Here is a 19,021-nt window from a genome sequence, read left to right as displayed (position 1 = left end):
CCGCCCCCGCTTCCGCCGGAGCCGACCATGCTTGAGATCCGCAACCTGACCAAGAAATTCGGCGGGCTGACCGCGGTCAACGATGTCTCGGTGACCTTCGAGGCCGGCCATATCAACGCCATCATCGGCCCCAACGGCGCCGGCAAGACGACCTTCTTCAACCTGGTCGCCGGCACCCATGCGCCAAGCTCCGGCGAGGTGCTGTTCAAGGGCACCAACGTGGCCGGCATGCGGGCCGACCGCATCGCGCGCCTGGGCATCGCCCGAACCTTCCAGGCCACCGCCCTGTTCGATCGCGCCACCGTGCTCGACAACCTGATCGTCGGCCATCGGCTGCGCACCCATGCGGGCCTGCGCGACGTGCTGTTCAACACCAGGCGGCTGCGCGAGGAAGAGCGGCTGTGCCGCGACAAGGCCGAGGAGGCGCTGGACTTCGTCGGGCTGTCGCATCTCGCGCATGAAGTGGCAGCCGACATCACGCAGGAGGAGCGCAAGCGCGTCGCCTTTGCGCTGGCGCTGGCCACCGGGCCCGAGCTGCTGCTGCTCGACGAGCCGGCCGGCGGCGTCAACCCCGAGGAGACCGTGGGCCTGGCCGAACTGATCCGCAAGATGGTCCGGCACGGCAAGACGGTCTGCCTGATCGAACACAAGATGGACATGATCATGCGGCTCGCCGACAAGATCATGGTGCTGAACTACGGCGAGAAGATCGCCGAGGGCACGCCGGCGGAAATCCAGCGCAATCCGCAGGTCATCGAAGCCTATCTGGGAGCCGACCATGTTGCAGCTTGAACGCGTATCGCTTTCCTACGGCAGCTTCCGCGCGCTCGACAACATCACGCTGCACGCCAAGGCGGGTGAACTGGTCGTGCTGCTCGGCGCGAACGGCGCCGGCAAGAGCTCGATCTTCCTGGCGATGAGCGGCATCCACCGGACCAGCGGCGGCAGCATGCGCTTCGACGGTCGCGAGCTGTCCGGCATGAAGCCGTCGCAGATCGTGCAGGCCGGCCTGGTGCACTGCCCCGAGGGCCGCAAGCTGTTCCCCGCGATGAGCGTGCAGAAGAACCTGACGCTGGGCGCCTACGTGCATCGCCGCGACAGCGCCGGCATCAGGCGCTCGCTGGAAGAGGTCTACGAACTCTTTCCGATCCTGCAGCAGAAGAAGGACGACCCGGCGGGCTCGCTGTCGGGCGGCCAGCAGCAGATGGTCGCACTCGGCCGCGCCCTGATGGGCCGGCCGCGCGCGCTGCTGCTCGACGAACCGTCGCTGGGGCTGGCGCCGCTGGTGGTCAAGCAGATGTTCGAGGTGATCCAGCGCATCAACCGCGCCGGCACCACCGTGCTGCTGGCCGAACAGAACGCCTATGCGGCGCTGGGCATTGCCCATCGCGGCTACGTGATCGAGGGCGGGCGCATCGTGATGGAGGGCGATCGCGATTCGCTGCTCAATGACGAAGGCGTGCGGCGGGCCTATATCGGCGGGTGACGCCGTCAGGACGAAGGACAGAAGCCGCCGGCCCCCCGCGAAAGCGGGTACCCAGACACTGAATCGAAGCGGATCGAGATTCAACCAAGACCATCCGGGCCACGACCCGATGGCACTTTCATCGTTTAAGGAGACGGAAGATGCAGAACGCCACCAAACCCCGCCGCAAGCTGTTGCCGCTGGCCGCCACCGCGCTGGCCGCCCTGCTGGCCTCCGGCGCGGCCTTCGCGCAGGAAGTGGTCAAGCTGGGCTATACCGGCCCGCTGTCCGGCGGCGCCGCGCTGTACGGCAAGAACGTGCTGTCGGGCATCCAGATGGCGGTCGACGAACTGAACGCCAGCGGCGTCGAGGTCGGCGGCAAGAAGGTCAAGTTCGAAGTGGTCGCGCTCGACGACAAGTACGCGCCGGCCGAATCGGCGATCAACGCGCGCCGCCTGGTGCAGCAGCACAAGACGCCGGCCGTGTTCGTGCCGCACTCGGGCGGCATCTTCGCGCTGCAGGCCTTCAACGAGCAAGAGAAGTTCATGGTGATGGCGTACTCGAGCGTGCCGCGCATCACCGACGCCGGCAACAAGCTGACCATCCGGATCCCGCCGGCGTACACCGGCTATATCGAGCCCTTCGTCAAGGCGCAGATGAAGCGCTTCGGCAAGAACGTCGCGCTGGTGCCGGCCGACCACGACTACGCAAAGGCGTGGGTGCAGGCCTTCGTGCCGGCCTGGGAGAAGGCGGGCGGCAAGGTGGTCGGCAACAACCCGATGTCCTATACCAAGGCGACCGACTTCTACAGCGGCGTGTCGCGCGTGATCGCCGACAAGCCGGACGTGCTGTTCGTCGGCGGCCCGTCGGAGCCGACCGCGCTGGTCGTCAAGCAGGCGCGCGAACTCGGCTTCAAGGGCGGCTTCATCGTGATGGACCAGGCCAAGCTCGACGAGATGGCGCGCGTGACCAACGGCCTGGGCATGCTGGAGGGCTCGATCGGCGTGCTGCCGCTCAACAGCGACAGCCGCCCGGCGGCGCAGGCCTTCAACGCCAAGTACAAGAAGCTGCATGACGGCAAGGACGCCACCACCGAGATGTCGCTGAACTACACGATGGTGCATGCGCTGGCCCATGCGATGAAGCTGGCCGGTACCACCAGCGACGCCACGGCGATCCGCGCCAAGATGCCCGACGCGATGAAGACGCTGCCGAAGGAACTCAACCCGAACGAGGTCGACGGCATCGACGCCAAGGGCGGTTCGATGGCCGATACCGTGGTCGGCTGGGTGCAGGGCGGCAAGATCAGCCAGGTGCGGCTGTCGGAGCTGGCGAAGTAAGGAAGCGATCCGCGCAGGCGGAAAAAGGAAAGGGCCCGCGATGGGGCCCTTCCCTGCGATCCCCGCTGCGGCGGGGATCGTCGTTTTTTACGGTCCGGAATCGGGATGACTCGGCACGTTCATGCCGCCGGCCATTCGGTCGGCCAGCCATTCGGTCCGCCGGCCGTTCGGTCCTCGCGCTTTCAGTCCTTGGCCAGCCGCTGCTGCTCGTACAGCCGGTCGGTCAGCTGGTCGGCCGGCATCGGCTTGCCATACAGATAGCCCTGGACCTCGTGGCAGCCGTTGGCCAGCAGGAAATCGCGCTGCTCCACCGTCTCGACGCCTTCGGCGATCACGCCGATGCGCAGGCTCGAGCCGACATTGATCACCGAGCGGACGATGGCCGCATCGACCGGGTCCTGGGTCACGTTGCGGATAAAGGACTGGTCGATCTTGATGCGGTCGACCGGGAAGGTCTTCAGGAAGCTCAGCGACGCATAGCCGGTGCCAAAGTCGTCGCAGGTCAGCGTCACGCCGTCGCGGCGCAGCGTCTGCAGCTGGCCGGACACCTCGTCGCCCTGCTGCAGGGCGATGGTCTCGGTAATTTCCAGTTCGAGCCGGTTCGGCTCCAGCGCGAGTTCGCGCAGCACGTGGCGGACTTCGGTCAGCAGGCGGCTTTCCGCCAGTTGCGCGGCGAACAGGTTGATCGCCACGCGCGGCGCCTGCTCGAACTGCAGCGACCAGGCACGCGCCTGCGCGCAGGCGGTCTGCAGCAGCCACATGCCCACGTCGACGGCGACGCTGCTGGCGGCCAGCGCATCGATAAACGCGGCCGGGGCCAGCAGGCCCTGGGTCGGATGCCGCCAGCGCATCAGCGCCTCGGCCCCGACGATGCGGCCGTCGCGCAGGTCGACCTGCGGCTGGTACAGCAGCTCGAATTGCCGCTGCGCATAGGCTTCGCGCAGTGCCTGCACAAGCGACAGCCGGCTGGTGACGTCGGCGCGCATCTGCGCCTTGAAGAAACGGATGGTGCGGCCGCCGTCGCGCTTGGCCCGTGCCAGCGCCAGGCTGGCCGAGGCCAGCGCATCGGAGGCGTTGTCGCCGCCGGCCGGCATCACGCAGGCGCCCAGGCTCGCCAGCACATAGTGGCGGTGGCCATTGCAGTCGTACGGCTCGGACAGCAGCGACAGGATCGCCGCGCTGACGTGGCGCACCAAGGTGGGATCGTAGATCGAGGGCAGCAGCACCGCGAACTCGTCGCCGCCGGTGCGGCCGATCACGGCATCGCGCGGCGAGGCGTCGCGCAGCCGGCGGGCCATCTGCTGGAGGATGCGGTCGCCTTCGCCATGACCGTGCATGTCATTGAAGGCGCGGAAGTCGTCGATGCCGAGCAGGATCAATGCGCAGCGCGGCACGGCCTCGTTCTGCAGGCGTGCTTCGAGCTTGCTCAAGAAGAATGGGCGGCTTGCTACCCCGGTCAACGGATCGGTGTCCGCCGCCGGAACCGCGCCAGCCGCCATCGCCTCCGACCTGGCCACTTTCCCCGCCCCGTTTGTGATTGTCGACATCGTGCTCGGTCAGCTATCCCGGCAAGTGTGACGAAAAATTGGAAAAAATCAAGCGGGGTGAAGGATGAGGGGCCTCACGAGTGAAAACAATGGCAAACGGCGATAGACAAACCCGGTTTTTACTCGCACTCCCATTCCGCTCTGCAGAACGCCGCCGCCAGGCCTTGCCGCGCTTGGGCTCGCCGGAGTGATTCAATCGGCTGTCGGATTCCTCCGACAGCCATATCGGAGCGCGCAGCGTTTCGGCCTCTCGTGACCACCACTATCGTTCCATCACGGCACGCGGCCGGACCCCGACCACACCAAGGCCTGTTGCGATGCGTTGGCCATGCCATGCCAACGCAGTCGGCAACCCTTGCCATCCCGTGGCATTACGCGGTCGGCCCCGTAACTTCTTCGCTTTCATTTCACCTGCAAGGGGAAATCCATGAAGCTGTTCTCGAAATCCGGGATTGCACTGGGACTGATGGTGGCGGCCAGCGCCATGCTCGCGGCATGCGGCGGCGGCGATGATGGCATCGACGACCGTCTCGGCCTGAACGAACCGCAGACACGCGTGATCCACGCCGTGCCTCCGATCCCGACCACGCTCAATCTCGACGTCTACCAGAACGGCGCCAAGACGTCCCTGCAGAACATTCCGTACAAGTTCGTCGCCCGCTATTCGGACGTCGACGACGGCAACCACCTGTTCACCTTCAACGCCGCGGGCACGCAGACCGAAGTGGGCCGCGCCCAGGTCGATGCGGCCACCGGCCACAAGTACACCATCGTGGCGCTGCCTGGCGACGACCGCGCCGACACGCTGGTGATCGACGATCCGTACGAGAAGGGACTGCTGTCGACCAAGGCGCGGGTGCGCGCGGTCAACGCCGCGTTCAACGCGCAGAACGTCGATATCTACGTGACGGCCCCGTCGGTGGACATCAATACGGTCAGCCCGACCTTCGCCAACGTGGGCTACAAGTCGGCAGTGCCGGCCTCGGGCCAGGACTCCAACGAGTTCGACGGCGGCAACAACTACCAGATCCGCGTCACCCCGGCCGGCACCAAGCAGGTGATCTTCAGCTCGGGCGCGATCACCATCGACAACAACGCCGACTGGCTGATCATGCCGATCCCGGTCGATGGCATCGCGTCGGCCGTGCCGAACAACATCAAGGTGCTGGTGGCCAAGGCCAACGACGACTCGCAGACGGCGATCGAGCTGGTCAGCCAGTAAAGCGGTTCGGCAAGAAAGTCCGATCGCTCAAACGACAATCGGCGGCGGCCTCAACGGTCGCCGCCGATTTCGTTTTGCAGCACATCGAGATGGGACAGGTAGGCATCCAGCTCTTCGCGCCCACTGTCGGTGATCGAGTAGACCCGGCCGTTGCCTTCGACCAGTTCCGCGGTGATCGCCCGTGCGATCAGCAGGCTGCGCAGGATTGGGCGCAGCGAGCGGATGTTCTTCTCGATGCCATGTTCGCGCAGCCGCTCGACGAGAGCGAGCACCGTGGCCGGGCTGGACTGCACGAACTTCAGGATATAGAGCCGGGAAACGAGACTATCGATGGTTGGTCTTTTCATGCAACGATAGACATGCGCAAAACGACCGGGCCGGTCGGCGCGCCCGGAATGGCTCCGGGGCGCCGGCCGGCCCGGTTTTTCTCTACTCCTCCTGGAAGGCGATTTCGCGCTTGGCCTTGATCGAGGGCAGCGCCACCACCGCCACCAGCGCCGCGGCGGCGATCAGCAGGCCCATCGACAGCGGACGCGTGACGAACACCGAGAACTCACCACGCGAGAGCAGCAGCGTGCGGCGGAAGTTCTCTTCCATCATCGGCCCGAGCACGAAGCCGAGCAGCAGCGGCGCCGGTTCGCACTTGAGCTTCAGGAACAGATAGCCCACCACGCCGAAGCCCGCGGCCATGAAGACGTCGAAGGTCTGGTTGTTGACCGAGTAGACGCCGATGCCGCAGAACACCAGGATCGCCGGGTACAGGAAGCGATACGGCACGGTCAGCAGCTTGACCCAGATGCCGATCAGCGGCAGGTTCAGGATGATCAGCATCAGGTTGCCGATCCACATCGAGGCGATCAGGCCCCAGAACAGCTGCGGGTTGCTGGTCATGACCTGCGGACCCGGCTGGATGTTGTGGATCGTCATCGCGCCGACCATCAGCGCCATCACCGCGTTGGGCGGAATGCCCAGCGTCAGCAGCGGAATGAACGAGGTCTGCGCCGCCGCGTTGTTCGCGGATTCGGGACCGGCCACGCCTTCGATCGCGCCCTTGCCGAACTCGTGCGAGTACTTCGACGACTTCTTCTCCAGCGTGTAGGCCGCGAACGAAGCCAGCGACGCGCCGCCGCCCGGCAGGATACCGAGCGCCGAGCCCAGCGCGGTACCGCGCAGCACCGCCGGGATCATGCGCCTGAAGTCTTCCTTCGTCGGGAACAGGTTGGTCACGCGATCGGTGAAGGTCTCGCGGTTTTCCTTCTGCTCCAGGTTCGCGATGATCTCGGCGAAGCCGAACATGCCCATGGCCAGCGCGACGAAGTCGATGCCGTCCGTCAGTTCCGGGATGTCGAACGAGAAGCGCGCGGCGCCCGAGTTCACGTCGGTACCGACCAGGCCCAGCAGCAGGCCCAGCACAATCATCGAGATCGCCTTGACCAGCGAGCCAGAGGCCAGCACCACGGCACCGATCAGGCCCAGCACCATCAGCGAGAAGTACTCGGCGGGGCCGAACTTGAAGGCCAGTTCCGACAGCGGACCGGCGAAGGCCGCCAGGATCAGCGTGGCCACACAGCCGGCGAAGAACGATCCGATACCGGCGGTGGCCAGCGCCACGCCGGCACGGCCGCGCCGCGCCATCTGGTAGCCGTCGATGGTGGTCACCACCGACGACGATTCGCCGGGCAGGTTGACCAGGATTGCCGTGGTCGAGCCACCGTACTGCGCACCGTAGTAGATGCCGGCCAGCATGATCAGCGCGGCCACCGGCGGCAGCGTGTAGGTGATCGGCAGCAGCATCGCGATGGTCGCGAGGGGGCCGAGGCCCGGCAGCACGCCGATCAGCGTGCCGAGCAGGCAGCCGAGGAAGGCGTAGGCCAGGTTCTGGAACGACAGCGCGGTCGAAAACCCGAGCGTCAAATGTTCAAGCAATTCCATCTGCGCGCTCCTTAGCCCGTGATGAACGCCGGCCACACCGGCATCTGCAGGTTGATGCCGTAGACGAAGGCACCGAGGCTGATCAGGACCAGCACCACGCTGTTGAGCAGCGCGCCCTTCCAGCTGAATTCATGACTGGCCATCGACGACACGACCACCAGCACGAATACCGACAGCACCATGCCGAGCGGCTTGAGCAACAGGCCGAACAGCACCACCGAACCCAGGATCCACAGCAGGATCTTGATGTCCCAGCGTTCCATCCGGTCTTCCTCGCCCTTGCTCGACAGCGAGCCGAGCAACACCAGCGCGCCGAGCGCGGCCAGTACCAGGCCGAGCAGGAAGGGGAAATATCCGGGACCCATCTTCGCGGCCGTCCCCATCGAATAGCCGCGAGCGACAAAGGAAAAGCCTAGGCCGACCAGCACGAACATCAGGCCGGAGGCGAAGTCCTTTTGGCTGCGTATGCGCAACATGATTCTCCTCGTTAAATGCAAAGCCGCACGGCACGAGCGCTGTGCCGAAAGCGGATGCAACGTTAGAGAAGCGTGCTTTCAGCGCCCTTTCAGTTGTCTGGTTTCAGGGTTAACCACGGCAAGGAATCTGCGTTTGCATCATGACGTGATGCATTTTGAAAGGGACGTGAAAGCGAGATGTAGGCTCGTTGAAAGGAATCGCGATCGAAGACGCGCAGCGCGGTCGTGCCGGCCGCGGCATGAATCGTCGCGAGAGTCGTCGCGAGAGTCGCTGCGTGGGTCGCCGCACGCCGCGATGGCCGACGCGGTAAGCTAACGGGTTCGGAACCCCGGGCGCCCGCGTGGCACACGCCCCGGTTCCCGACAGCGGACCCAGGACTCACGACACAGGACACAGGAGAAGCCATGTACCAGGACCTCGCCCTTTATATCGATGGGGAGTTCGTCAAAGGCGGCGGGCGCCGCGAGCAGGACGTGATCAATCCCGCCACGCAGGAGGTGATCGGCAAACTGCCGCACGCCAGCACCGCGGATCTGGACCGCGCCCTGGCCGCCGCGCAGCGCGCCTTCGACAGCTGGAAGAAGACCTCGCCGCTGGAGCGCGCGAAGATCCTGCGCCGCGTCGGCGAGCTGACCCGCGAGCGCGCCAGGGACATCGGCCGCAATATCACGCTGGACCAGGGCAAGCCGCTGGCCGAGGCAGTCGCCGAAGTGATGATCTGCGCCGAGCACGCCGACTGGCACGCCGAGGAATGCCGCCGCATCTATGGCCGCGTGATTCCGCCGCGCAATCCGAACGTGCGGCAGATCGTCGTGCGCGAGCCGATCGGCGTCTGCGCGGCCTTCACGCCGTGGAACTTCCCCTTCAACCAGGCGATCCGCAAGATCGTGTCGGCGCTCGGCGCGGGCTGCACGCTGATCCTGAAGGGCCCGGAGGATTCGCCGAGCGCGGTGGTCGCGCTGGCCCAGCTGTTCCACGATGCCGGCCTGCCGCCGGGCGTGCTGAACATCGTCTGGGGCGTGCCGAGCGAGGTCTCGACCTATCTGATCGAATCGCCGATCGTGCGCAAGATCTCGTTCACCGGCTCGGTGCCGGTCGGCAAGCAGCTGGCCGCGCTGGCCGGCGCACACATGAAACGCGTGACGATGGAACTTGGCGGGCATTCGCCGGTGCTGGTGTTCGACGACGCCGATATCGAGCCGGCCGCCGAGATGCTGGCCCGCTTCAAGATCCGCAACGCCGGCCAGGTCTGCGTGTCGCCGACCCGCTTCTACGTCCAGGAGAAAGCCTACGATCGCTTCCTGGCCCGCTTCACCGAGGTGATGGGCTCGATCAAGGTCGGGGACGGCCTGGAGGACGGCACGCAGATGGGGCCGCTCGCGCATGAGCGCCGCATCGCGTCGATGGAGCAGTTCCTGGACGACGCCAGCCATCGCGGCGGCAAGGTCGTCGCCGGCGGCGCGCGCATCGGCAGCAAGGGCTATTTCTTCGCGCCCACGGTGGTCACCGACCTGCCGGACGACGCGAAGCTGATGGTCGACGAACCGTTCGGCCCGGTGGCGCCGGTGACGCGCTTCAAGGACGCCGAGGAAGCGCTGCGGCGCGCGAACAGCCTGCCCTACGGCCTGGCCTCGTATGTCTTCACCAACTCGCTGAAGACCGCGACGCTGGTCTCGAACGGTCTCGAGGCCGGGATGGTCAACATCAACCATTTCGGCATGGCGCTGGCCGAAACGCCCTTCGGCGGCATCAAGGACTCCGGCATCGGCAGCGAAGGCGGCATGGAGACCTTCGACGGCTATCTGGTGACCAAATTCATCACGCAGGTGTAATTAAAGGCGGTAGCCGGCGGCGAATCGCCTCGCCGTGGCGACGACTCCATGGAAGGCCTTCCCGTGCGAGGAAGGCCTTTTTATTGGCGCGTGGTTATAAACGGAAAATCGCTGCGGCCGCTTCGCTCTTTCTCTAAATCAGGTCTCAGCATGCAATATTCGCTTGAGCGAAACTTTTGAGAATTTGTGTACTCGGATGAGCCGAAAGGCTCACTAATTTGTTCGCCAGCGCCACAGGTAGCAACGCATTCTCATACATGTCGCAATGAAGGTCTTCCACATGCGTGAGCACTTCCATCAGATTCGGAATGTCGGCTGCAGTAGGTGACTTCTTCAGAGCCCGCACGGGCATGGAGACCACATACATCTGCCCTGCACGGGACTTGAAGATAACCTTATGTCCATAATACGAAGTATATGCGTAGGGATTCTTCGGGTCCTCCTGTCCTGGGGAGATATGCGCGTAGATGTAGCTGTCGTTCAGTAGAACTACACTCCCGGCCGGGATAAGCTCCTGAATTTCTCTGGCATGCTCAACAAAGGCTCCGCTTTTCTCCAAGCCTGCCAAGAACAACCCATGTGTGTCGAATAACCAGTTCGATAGCTCCACCATGGCCTTATGCAAAAGGGCGGTAACACCAAACCACCCTGTAGGCCTATCCATGATGAACAACACTGTTTTCAACAAAAGAGGAGCTTTCGAGGCAAGATTCTTTATCACGTGCAGTAGTAGCAAGTGTTCGACGATTCCCGCAACGTAACCGACGATGCCTGCAGCTCCGGCTTCTTCTTCGATGAGCTCGTGGAGTCTAAAAACATCCGACAAGTACAGCTCAGCTTCACCAGACGAGAATCTAAAGTCATTTGTCATCTGGATTTCATCAAAAACAAATCCACCCTCCAAGCCACACGGATGACTCGCAATAGACCACTGACGCTCTCCAACAGTACGCGCATTGCCTTTGTATCGGCGAAACACGAACCATGCGAGCGTATCCATCAGTGAATTCTGTTCGCCGAGCGTCTGCTTGCAAAGAAAGTCGTACAGCACATACCGTATCGATTCTTTCAACGATTCGCAATTTCTTCTGCGAGCGCCACGAGTTGGTAACGCCAACTTTACGCGATTAATATTGCGAAGCACTTGCATATCTTCAGGAGAAACATGCATTAGCTTCTCAAGGCCTTTCAACGCCTCGCGCCTAAAATGCAACGCCCCAAATTGGAAGAAATGCAAGCTTGCCGACGGGAAACCCACACGAATTGGTACTTCAGTGTACCCACCATCGATCGCGATGAAGTGCCTAATCGATGAGTCCAGCACGGGAACAAACGGCACAACCATTTCCGCCACTGATCTTTTTTCCGTGTTCGGCGGAACATGTAAGCCGCTTATTGCTTCCTTCACCACTTCATCGTTAATAATATGGTGATGGGAGGATTTGCTTGCCCGCTCGTATGGTTTGTAACCGTCAGTCGAATAAGCCATAATTCAGCCTTTCATTTTCGTCCGGTAAACTTATCAATTTGCACCGGAACCACAAAAGCATTGCTGTAGGTTTTTACTCGAGCAAAGCCCTTATCGGTATCCTGACTAAAGCGCACGAGGCTATCACTGAAATCGCTGAAATCGTAGTACTTCCTTAGCTCCCGAATCTCATCATCGTTATTCAAATGAGAAATGACCCAATTCTGGGTATTCTTCAGAATATTGCCACTGATGGAACTAAGCTCCTGGGTCGCGTAGACAAGACCGAGTTGCAGCTTTGCACCCTCTTTTGCAAGGCGGTTATAGATTTGTGAGAAATCACGGTCCTCCTTCTTCGGAAAGAGGTTGTGCGCTTCCTCGAAGTAGAACTGGATGAAGTTATTGGGCAGCGCGCTCGTGAAGCGGTGCATGCTATCGCGGAAGACGTGCCGCGTGATGCGCTCGGAATACATACGTTGGAGCTCTTCATCGCCGCTTGAGAGGTCGGCAATGACAATCTTCCCCGCCCGGAGCGCTTGTAAGATTTCATCCTCAAAGGGGTTCTGTGACTTGTCCGTATGCTGCCTAGCGATTTCACGAAGAACATTGTAGCCCGAGCAGTCAGGGGTACCGCCTGACGACCGGCATCTCGTAAGCATTACGAGCAGAGCTTTGAGATCATCATCCGCCCACTCCCTCTTCTTCCTATTCTTGTAGTCCGCAAATACGGGAGCCGATTCGTAGACCTTCCAAAGGTTGTCCCACCAATCGCACGCCTGCTCCAACGTGAGACCTCTACTCAGGTCGATAGACGGGTCCACTGTCTTTCGCACTTCTTCGTTTGCCGAGAAAGTTACCTTGAAGCTAGCCGGCGGCGAAAACTTCGCGCGATAGAGTATGCAATGGTAAACCGCGAGCCTGCGGTCGTAACGCTCCTTGGCCGAACGATTTGTTGCGTAATCATCTGGCTTTTCGAGCATTACGCTTCGAAAGTTGGCCATGAATCGCGACGAATCGTCTGCGATTCGAGGAAACGCTTTGACAAGCTCAAATCCGGCTTCAATTTCATTATAGAAATTTACTTTCATAACCTTGAAGCCTGGTTTTTCGACAATTGAATAACGCTCGGTTTTCTCCTTGTACAAATCAAAAATCGCGGTCCCAGCATCTTGCAAGTTGGCGTTCGCATATTCGCCATTAATATCAAAGATGATCTGACCGACCGGATATTTTGGCAACCCCGCAGCAGTGAAAGGCTGCAAGACCTCATCGGCAGACTCTCTACTCGTGCCAAGCACTAGTGTAGCCTTCCCGCTCATCTCTTCGTTTGCCTGAATGACCTTCTTGATAGTGTTGGATTTACCAGTACGAGTCATGCCAAACAATCCTGTGCGCTTTCCAGCGAAGTCCGTCGCTTTAACGTAAAGCGGCACATCTTCGGCCTCCGCCTGGGTGAATCGTTGGCTTGAACTATACCGAACACGCCCAATGCGCACATCGCCTTCACCGCCTGCGAATCCTTCGGGGCGGTAATTGACGATGTTACGCAGTAAGTCTTCAGCGGGTTTTATTACCGAGTAGTTGTGCGCGCTGTAGAAATTCTCTACGTCCGCGCCAAACTTTAGTTTCCCATCTTGCAGGTAGAAGCAACCAAGGACCGAACAACGCACCCCACTGAATCCAAACTCGTGCCGTGTATATTGATCAAGCTGGCTTTGCTTCGTGCCGCCAGTCTTGATATTTTCTTTGTAATATTCAACCATCGAGCTCACAACGTCCCTGTCGGTTGGCAGGTCGGCAGGCTCGATGACGCGAAGCAAAATAGCTTCTTGGAGGTCGGTTTTCTCGGGATCGCAGTCATAGTACGCAAGGAGAAAGCAACCTTGAGGAACGCCCTTTGCGCGTTCTTTCCACGCATCCGCCATCAGCACGAAGGCTTCGCTGTAATGCAGCTTAAAAGGACGGCCGACGAAGGCTCCAGTGTCCCATTGCCAGTCAGCCTTTTCTCCCGCCCGCTTAAAAAAGTCAACAAATGCAATCTGGTCGCTTAGGCTCATCTTATTTTTTTCTAATTGCTGTTAAGAATTGGGTCAAGAAAACGGAGCTTTGCATGCTCTGCGTAGCTCTCTTGCGCTTCTATAGCCACCCATCGTCGTTCGGCCACAGCTGCTGCAAAACCAGTTGTGTTGCTGCCACCAAAGGGATCCAACACTAAATCACCCGGGTCCGTCAGGAATTCGATGAAGAACGACGCCAGCCCTAATGGCATGCGGGCTGGATGCGGCCTAATATTTCTTTCTTTGCAAGCACGGTGGTAGTGATCATTCGACGCTGCATTGGAGAACGAGAACGCGTTTGGCAGTCGTACCTCGCGGTCTTCGTCCATTTGCTCAAGCTCGATAAAATTATGGGCGATGGCACCGCCTTTATCGTTTAAGAACGTCGTTTTGCTGATGCTGTGCTCGGACGGACGCTTGCCTGCGTTGTAGCTGCCGCGCTTGAGCAGCTTTTTCATTGAGGGACTGTAAGGACGCAGGACTTTCGAATTGTCAGCCTTCGGGAAGTCGCTCTTGGCCAACCACCAAACGTGCGTGTAGCTGTCGACGGTTCTGATTCGATTTACCGTTACCCATTGGGCCGGACTCGGAAGGCGGGAGGGGTTGTAGCAAACAAATTCCTGTATGAGCCGTAGGCCCGCTCCGGGAGCTTTTGTGAAGGCTAACAGTGCTTCGAGTGCCATCAAACTCTGTACCGGTCGACCTGGTTCCCAACTATTTCCGAGTTCTACGACGATAGACCCATCGTCGGCAAGTAAGTCGGAAAGATTGGTGGCCAGCGATTCAAACCATTTCAGGTACGCTTCTCCGTTCAGGTTCCCGTAACTCTTCTTCCTGTTCAGTGGATAAGGTGGGGAGGTAACGATTAACTGTACTTTACCCTTTAGCTTACTGAATTCACGGGATTGAAGGAGTGCAAGTGAGTCGCCTATGTAGTAGGCGCCGCCATGCGTTTCAAATGACTTTGATTGGATGTTGGGAAGAGTCAAAGGCTTGTCTGGCTTAACCGAATGTTTCGACACCTTCGCTATTTTTAAAGGCGTTTGCGCTGACTTCATTGTGAAGAAGAGTGATCAAATTGGAAACACAGCAAGGACTGCATGTTTGTCCAGCCAAGCGGAGCTGCAGTTCTCCGGTACCATACCAAGCCTATACCCAGCGCTTCTAGGACATTGCTGCTTTGAAAGGGCTCGCAGTATTTTAGCACCGGATTGTGGGCCCATTTCTGAATGGAGAATTGATGAAGGGCTTCCGTCGGCGTGCGGCTTGATTAGACCTATCAGACGCATGGTCGATGCCGGCAATTCCTTGACAGGCCTGAAGGACAGAGCGCCCTCCCCTGCTGGATGTTCATGGCGAGCTCTCAATACTGCGTAGGCGGTGGCTGCGCTCCCGACACCGGGGACACCATCGACCTCATCACCGTCGAGACGGCCTGATCGACGAACTGAACGGTGCTCGGCCGTATCCTAGGCTATTCCATGGGCAACGGCGGCCTACTCGACCCGGGACGCCGTAGTGGACAACGACTCTCTCAACAAACATGGCGACATCGTTGTCGCCATCGCGAAGCCGAAATTCATAATTAAGACGCTGCGCCGCGACACTAAAAGTGAGCACTCCTTTGAGGCGACGACCCTTGATATCCTGACGTGTACCGTGCTGTTCCCGTGAGACAGGTGGCGGGGTAATGACAGCTTCGGCGTACCGGCACTTTATCAATTACAGTAGGCCAGTAGCATCGGGGCATTTTGCACCCATGACCGACATAGAGCGGTCGCGGAAAGCAAAGCGACAGTCAGGCAACTGAACAGCGCGCCCTCTCCCTGTGCAACCTCAATCACAACGATGGGGTGGCGGCTCACCGTGAGGCAGTCGCCGACGCAAGGCATATGGAATTCGGTGACCTGGTACTGCAGGCGCGTTGATCGACATCAGCTCCGGTACTGAGGCACATTGGCTTTACCTCGTCAACGGCGCACGCGTACTTTTCCGTCGACCGGTAACAAGCTCTGCATCACCGAGCTAAAGGCGGGCTACTCGCAGTCCGGGGCATTTAAGCCGGTCCAGATGCTGAAATGTCGATTTCCTGCCGTGCACGATAGTCCGGTCTTCCGCAGGTTCGGGTGAAAATCCTACAAAGGCTTGCGTCACTCGACATCTCTGCGCGGCTGCATTACAACGCTTGCTCGCACGCTGACGGATGTCCGCAAGCTGGGCACCGAATTTGCAGGACAACGGGTTTTCCACCAGACCGCGCGACGGCGTCGGTCCAAGCAGGATTCCATGTCCCTGACGCATTCCGAGCCGGCCAGCGCGCCGGCCCCACCGGCGGCACCCGCCCCGGACCCGGCCTGCGCACCGGCCCGCACCATCGAACTGCGCGTCAACGGCGCGCTGCATGTCGTGACGGTCGAGCCCCGCACCACGCTGCTCGACGCGCTGCGCGAGCAACTGGGCCTGACCGGCACCAAGAAGGGCTGCGACCGCGGCCAGTGCGGCGCCTGCACGGTGCTGATCGATGGCCGCCGCATCAATGCCTGCCTGACGCTGGCGGTGATGCAGGAAGACCGCGACATCACCACCATCGAAGGGCTGGCCGACGGCGAGCGCCTGCATCCGATGCAGGCCGCCTTCGTCGCGCATGATGCGCTGCAGTGCGGCTATTGCACGCCGGGGCAGATCTGCTCGGCGGTGGCGATGCTGGCGGAGGCGCGCGCCGGCCGGGCCAGCGCGGCGACACCGCCGGGCCAATCGCGGCACTCGGAGCAATTGGGGCAATCGAGGCAATCGGCGCAAACGGGGCAATCGGGACACTCTGCGCATTCAGTGCATTCGGCGCACGCAGCGGCGGCGCTGACCGACGCCGAGATCCGCGAGCGCATGAGCGGCAACCTGTGCCGCTGCGGCGCGTACCCGAATATCGTCGCCGCGATTCGCAGCGTAGCGCAGCAGGATGCCGGCGACGATGCGGACCGCGCCGCCGATCACGCTGCCGACCACGCCTGCGACCACGCCTGCGATCGCACCGCCGATCGCGACACCGAGCCGCGCTGAGCCGGAGCCGCGGCCATGCATCCATTCGACTACGACCGCGCCGACAGCCTCGACACGGCGCTGCAGCTCGGCAAACAGCCCGGCGCGCGCTTCGTCGCCGGCGGCACCAATCTGCTCGACCTGATCAAGGCCGGCGTCGAACGGCCGCAGCGGCTGGTCGATGTCGGCCGGCTGCCGCTCGCCGGCATCGATGCCCTGCCGGATGGCGGCGTCCGCATCGGCGCGATGGCCGGCAATGCCGATGCCGCCGACCATCCGTTGATTCGCACGCACTATCCGCTGCTGCAGGCCGCGCTGCTGGCCGGCGCCTCGCCGCAGTTGCGCAACATGGCGACGATCGGCGGCAACCTGATGCAGCGCACGCGCTGCCACTACTTCTACGACATCGGCTTCGACGCCTGCAACAAGCGCGATCCCGGCTCGGGCTGCCCCGCGCGCGACGGCGTGCAGCGCCAGCATGCGATCCTCGGCGCGAGCGAGCATTGCATCGCGACGCATCCGTCCGATCTATGCGTGGCATTGCTGGCGCTGGACGCGACGGTGGTCGTGCGCAGCGCGGAGGGCGAACGGCGCATTCCGATGGAGGACTTTCACCGCCTGCCCGGCGACACGCCGGAGCGCGATACCAACCTGGAGCCCGGCGAGCTGATCGTGGCGGTGGAACTGCCGCCGTCGCGCTGGGGCGGCCATTGCCACTATCTGAAGGTGCGTGATCGCGCCAGCTATGCATTTGCGCTGGTATCGGTCGCCGCCGCGCTGCAGCTGGACGGCGGCACGGTGCGAGCGGCGCGCATCGTGCTGGGCGGCGTCGCGCACAAGCCATGGCGCGCGCAGGCGGCCGAGCAAGCGCTGCGCGATCAAGCGCTGGACGACGCCGCGCTGCGCCGTGCCGCCGCGCGGTCGGTGCAGGGCGCGCAGCCCTATCCCGGCAACGCGTTCAAGGTCGAACTGGCGCAGCGCGCGGTGATTCGCGCGCTGTCCATCGCAGGAGGCATGCGATGAGCTCGCACGAGAACCCTACGGGCAACCTTGCCGAGAGCATGTCCGAGAATGCGCCGGAGAACGCGCCCGGGAACGCGCCCGGGAACGCGCCCGGGAACGCGCCCAACCTCGCCCGCCACCATCTCGACCGCGTCGACGGCGTGCTGAAGGTCACCGGCCGCGCGCACTACACCGCGGACCACCGGCTGCCTGACGTACTGCAGGCGATGCTGGTGACCAGCACCATCGCCGCCGGCGAGGTGGCATCGATCGACGCCGGCGCGGCCGAACGGATGGCCGGCGTGCGCCTGGTGATGACCCCGTTCAACGCGCCGCGCCTGCCCGAGAACGGCAAGGCGGCCGCGGGCGAGATGCCCGCCGGCCGCGTGATGAACCTGCTGCAGGACACCAGCGTGCGCTACAACAACCAGCCGATCGCGCTGGTGGTGGCCGATACGCTGGACCAGGCCCGCGAGGCCGCGCGCCATCTTCGCATCGCCTACCGCGAGCAGCCGGCCACGCTCGACTTCCCCGAGGCCAAGGCACGGGCCTACGAACCGCGCAAGGTCAAGAACGAATCGGCCGACACCGCGCGCGGCGACCTCGATGCCGCGCTGCGCGAGGCCGCAACCACGATCGATGCGACCTACACCACGCCGATGCAGCACCACAACGCGATGGAGCCGCACGCCACCATCGCGGCCTGGGACGGCGACACGCTGACGCTGTACGACGCCACGCAATACGTCCTCGGCGTGCGCAAGACCGTGGCCAAGACCTTGGGCATTCCGGCCGACAAGGTCCGCGTGATCTGCCCCTTCGTCGGCGGCGGCTTCGGCGGCAAGGGTTCGGTGTGGTCGCACGTGGTGCTGGCCGCAATGGCCGCGCGCGCGCTGGGCCGCCCCGTCAAGCTCGCGGTGGAGCGGCCGCAGCTCTTCGGCCCCGCCGGTGCGAGGCCGCCGACCGAGCAGCGCGTGCTGGCCGCCGCGCGCGCCGATGGCACGCTGACCGGCTTGCGCCACGACGTGGTGACGGCGACCTCGTACCTGGAGGACTGGGTCGAACCCGCCGCGATGATGACGCGCCTGCTCTATGGCAGCCCCACGGTCCATACCAGCCATCGGCTGGTCAAGCTGCATATCGGCACGCCGACCTTCATGCGCGCGCCCGGCGACGCCAGCGGCAGCTTCGCGCTGGAATCGGCGCTCGACGAACTGGCCCATGCGCTGAAGGTCGATCCGGTGGACCTGCGGGTGCGCAACGATACCGAGATCGACCTGAGCCAGAACCTGCCCTTCTCCAGCCGGCGCATGAGCGAGTGCTTCCGTCTCGGCGCGGAACGGTTCGGCTGGTGGCAACACGACCCGGCGCCGCGCAGCATGCGCGCCGATGGCAGGCTGGTCGGCATGGGCGTCGCCACCGCGACCTATCCGGCGATGCGGCAGGCGGCCACCGCCACCGCCATGATCGAGGCGGATGGCAGCGCGTGCATCCGCTGCGCGACGCACGACCTGGGCACCGGCACCTATACCGTGATGACGCAGGTCGCGGCGCAGGCGCTGGGGTTGCCGGCCGCGCGGATTCGCTTCGAACTCGGCGACACCGCGTTCCCCGATGCGCCGATCGCCGGCGGCTCGCAGACG

At 62.5% G+C, this 19,021-nt stretch carries 17 protein-coding genes; 10 read left to right on the top strand and 7 right to left on the bottom strand.

Annotated elements, in window-relative coordinates; genetic code table 11:
• Positions 1-27: 27 nt before the first annotated feature.
• From AC6EI8_RS14390 to AC6EI8_RS14380, 3 genes are all read left to right on the top strand, one after another.
• Positions 28-792 carry an ABC transporter ATP-binding protein gene (locus AC6EI8_RS14390; protein ID WP_498382231.1) on the top strand — a complete coding sequence of 255 codons (765 nt, stop codon included), beginning with the start codon at positions 28-30 and terminating at the stop codon, positions 790-792.
• Positions 779-1,486, top strand: coding sequence for an ABC transporter ATP-binding protein (locus AC6EI8_RS14385; RefSeq protein WP_149316435.1), 708 nt, complete (start codon positions 779-781; stop codon positions 1,484-1,486). Before AC6EI8_RS14390 ends, AC6EI8_RS14385 begins: the two co-directional genes overlap by 14 nt.
• 140 nt (positions 1,487-1,626) lie before the next feature.
• Positions 1,627-2,805, top strand: a complete 1,179-nt coding sequence (locus AC6EI8_RS14380) for an ABC transporter substrate-binding protein (protein ID WP_149316436.1) — start codon at positions 1,627-1,629, stop codon at positions 2,803-2,805.
• Positions 2,806-2,987: 182 nt separating this feature from the next.
• Here AC6EI8_RS14380 and AC6EI8_RS14375 read toward each other — a convergent pair whose 3' ends face one another.
• On the bottom strand, positions 2,988-4,235 hold the full coding sequence (locus AC6EI8_RS14375; RefSeq protein WP_262484811.1) for a bifunctional diguanylate cyclase/phosphodiesterase: 1,248 nt from the start codon (positions 4,233-4,235) through the stop codon (positions 2,988-2,990).
• Between AC6EI8_RS14375 and AC6EI8_RS14370 the strand changes: the two genes are divergently transcribed.
• Positions 4,228-4,383 carry a hypothetical protein gene (locus AC6EI8_RS14370; protein WP_262484812.1) on the top strand — a complete coding sequence of 52 codons (156 nt, stop codon included), beginning with the start codon at positions 4,228-4,230 and terminating at the stop codon, positions 4,381-4,383. The genes AC6EI8_RS14375 and AC6EI8_RS14370 overlap by 8 nt on opposite strands.
• Before the next feature lie 396 nt (positions 4,384-4,779).
• Positions 4,780-5,574, top strand: coding sequence for a DUF4397 domain-containing protein (locus tag AC6EI8_RS14365; RefSeq protein ID WP_498382230.1), 795 nt, complete (start codon positions 4,780-4,782; stop codon positions 5,572-5,574).
• A 50-nt stretch (positions 5,575-5,624) separates the two neighbouring features.
• Here the strand turns inward: AC6EI8_RS14365 and AC6EI8_RS14360 are convergent, their stop codons facing one another.
• From AC6EI8_RS14360 to AC6EI8_RS14350, 3 genes are all read right to left on the bottom strand, one after another.
• The gene (locus AC6EI8_RS14360) at positions 5,625-5,921 is read right to left on the bottom strand and encodes a helix-turn-helix transcriptional regulator (RefSeq protein ID WP_023264200.1); all 297 of its coding nucleotides are present in this window, start codon (positions 5,919-5,921) and stop codon (positions 5,625-5,627) included.
• 82 nt (positions 5,922-6,003) lie between these two features.
• A complete protein-coding gene (locus AC6EI8_RS14355) occupies positions 6,004-7,506 on the bottom strand; it encodes a tripartite tricarboxylate transporter permease (protein WP_149316439.1) in 1,503 nt (500 codons plus the stop codon).
• Positions 7,507-7,517: 11 nt separating this feature from the next.
• Positions 7,518-7,979 carry a tripartite tricarboxylate transporter TctB family protein gene (locus AC6EI8_RS14350; protein WP_149316548.1) on the bottom strand — a complete coding sequence of 154 codons (462 nt, stop codon included), beginning with the start codon at positions 7,977-7,979 and terminating at the stop codon, positions 7,518-7,520.
• Positions 7,980-8,387: 408 nt separating this feature from the next.
• On the opposite strand from AC6EI8_RS14350, the gene AC6EI8_RS14345 reads away from it, so the two are divergent.
• On the top strand, positions 8,388-9,815 hold the full coding sequence (locus AC6EI8_RS14345; protein ID WP_149316440.1) for an NAD-dependent succinate-semialdehyde dehydrogenase: 1,428 nt from the start codon (positions 8,388-8,390) through the stop codon (positions 9,813-9,815).
• 145 nt (positions 9,816-9,960) lie between these two features.
• On the opposite strand, the gene AC6EI8_RS14340 is transcribed toward AC6EI8_RS14345, so the two are convergent.
• Genes AC6EI8_RS14340 through AC6EI8_RS14330 form a run of 3 tightly spaced genes read right to left on the bottom strand, consistent with a single transcriptional unit; the run spans position 9,961 to position 14,398 of the window.
• On the bottom strand, positions 9,961-11,304 hold the full coding sequence (locus AC6EI8_RS14340; RefSeq protein WP_498382229.1) for a hypothetical protein: 1,344 nt from the start codon (positions 11,302-11,304) through the stop codon (positions 9,961-9,963).
• 11 nt (positions 11,305-11,315) lie between these two features.
• Entirely contained in the window at positions 11,316-13,340 is a 2,025-nt protein-coding gene (locus tag AC6EI8_RS14335; protein ID WP_498382228.1) for an ATP-binding protein, read from the bottom strand.
• 11 nt (positions 13,341-13,351) lie between these two features.
• On the bottom strand, positions 13,352-14,398 hold the full coding sequence (locus AC6EI8_RS14330; RefSeq protein WP_498382227.1) for a DNA-methyltransferase: 1,047 nt from the start codon (positions 14,396-14,398) through the stop codon (positions 13,352-13,354).
• Between the two features lie 460 nt (positions 14,399-14,858).
• Between AC6EI8_RS14330 and AC6EI8_RS14325 the strand changes: the two genes are divergently transcribed.
• The 4 genes from AC6EI8_RS14325 to AC6EI8_RS14310 form a co-directional block, all read left to right on the top strand.
• Complete coding sequence (locus AC6EI8_RS14325) at positions 14,859-15,014, top strand: hypothetical protein (RefSeq protein WP_498382226.1); 156 nt, start codon at positions 14,859-14,861, stop codon at positions 15,012-15,014.
• A 612-nt stretch (positions 15,015-15,626) separates the two neighbouring features.
• Complete coding sequence (locus tag AC6EI8_RS14320) at positions 15,627-16,397, top strand: (2Fe-2S)-binding protein (RefSeq protein WP_498382225.1); 771 nt, start codon at positions 15,627-15,629, stop codon at positions 16,395-16,397.
• Positions 16,398-16,412: 15 nt separating this feature from the next.
• Positions 16,413-17,399, top strand: a complete 987-nt coding sequence (locus AC6EI8_RS14315) for an FAD binding domain-containing protein (RefSeq protein WP_498382224.1) — start codon at positions 16,413-16,415, stop codon at positions 17,397-17,399.
• On the top strand, positions 17,396-19,021 hold a 1,626-nt coding region (locus tag AC6EI8_RS14310; RefSeq protein ID WP_498382223.1), incomplete at its 3' end, for a xanthine dehydrogenase family protein molybdopterin-binding subunit. The genes AC6EI8_RS14315 and AC6EI8_RS14310, both read left to right, overlap by 4 nt.

Source organism: Cupriavidus sp. R6-3 (assembly GCF_059772245.1).
Note: the sequence above shows the minus strand (reverse complement) of the source record. Positions and strands in the feature narration are given on the sequence as shown.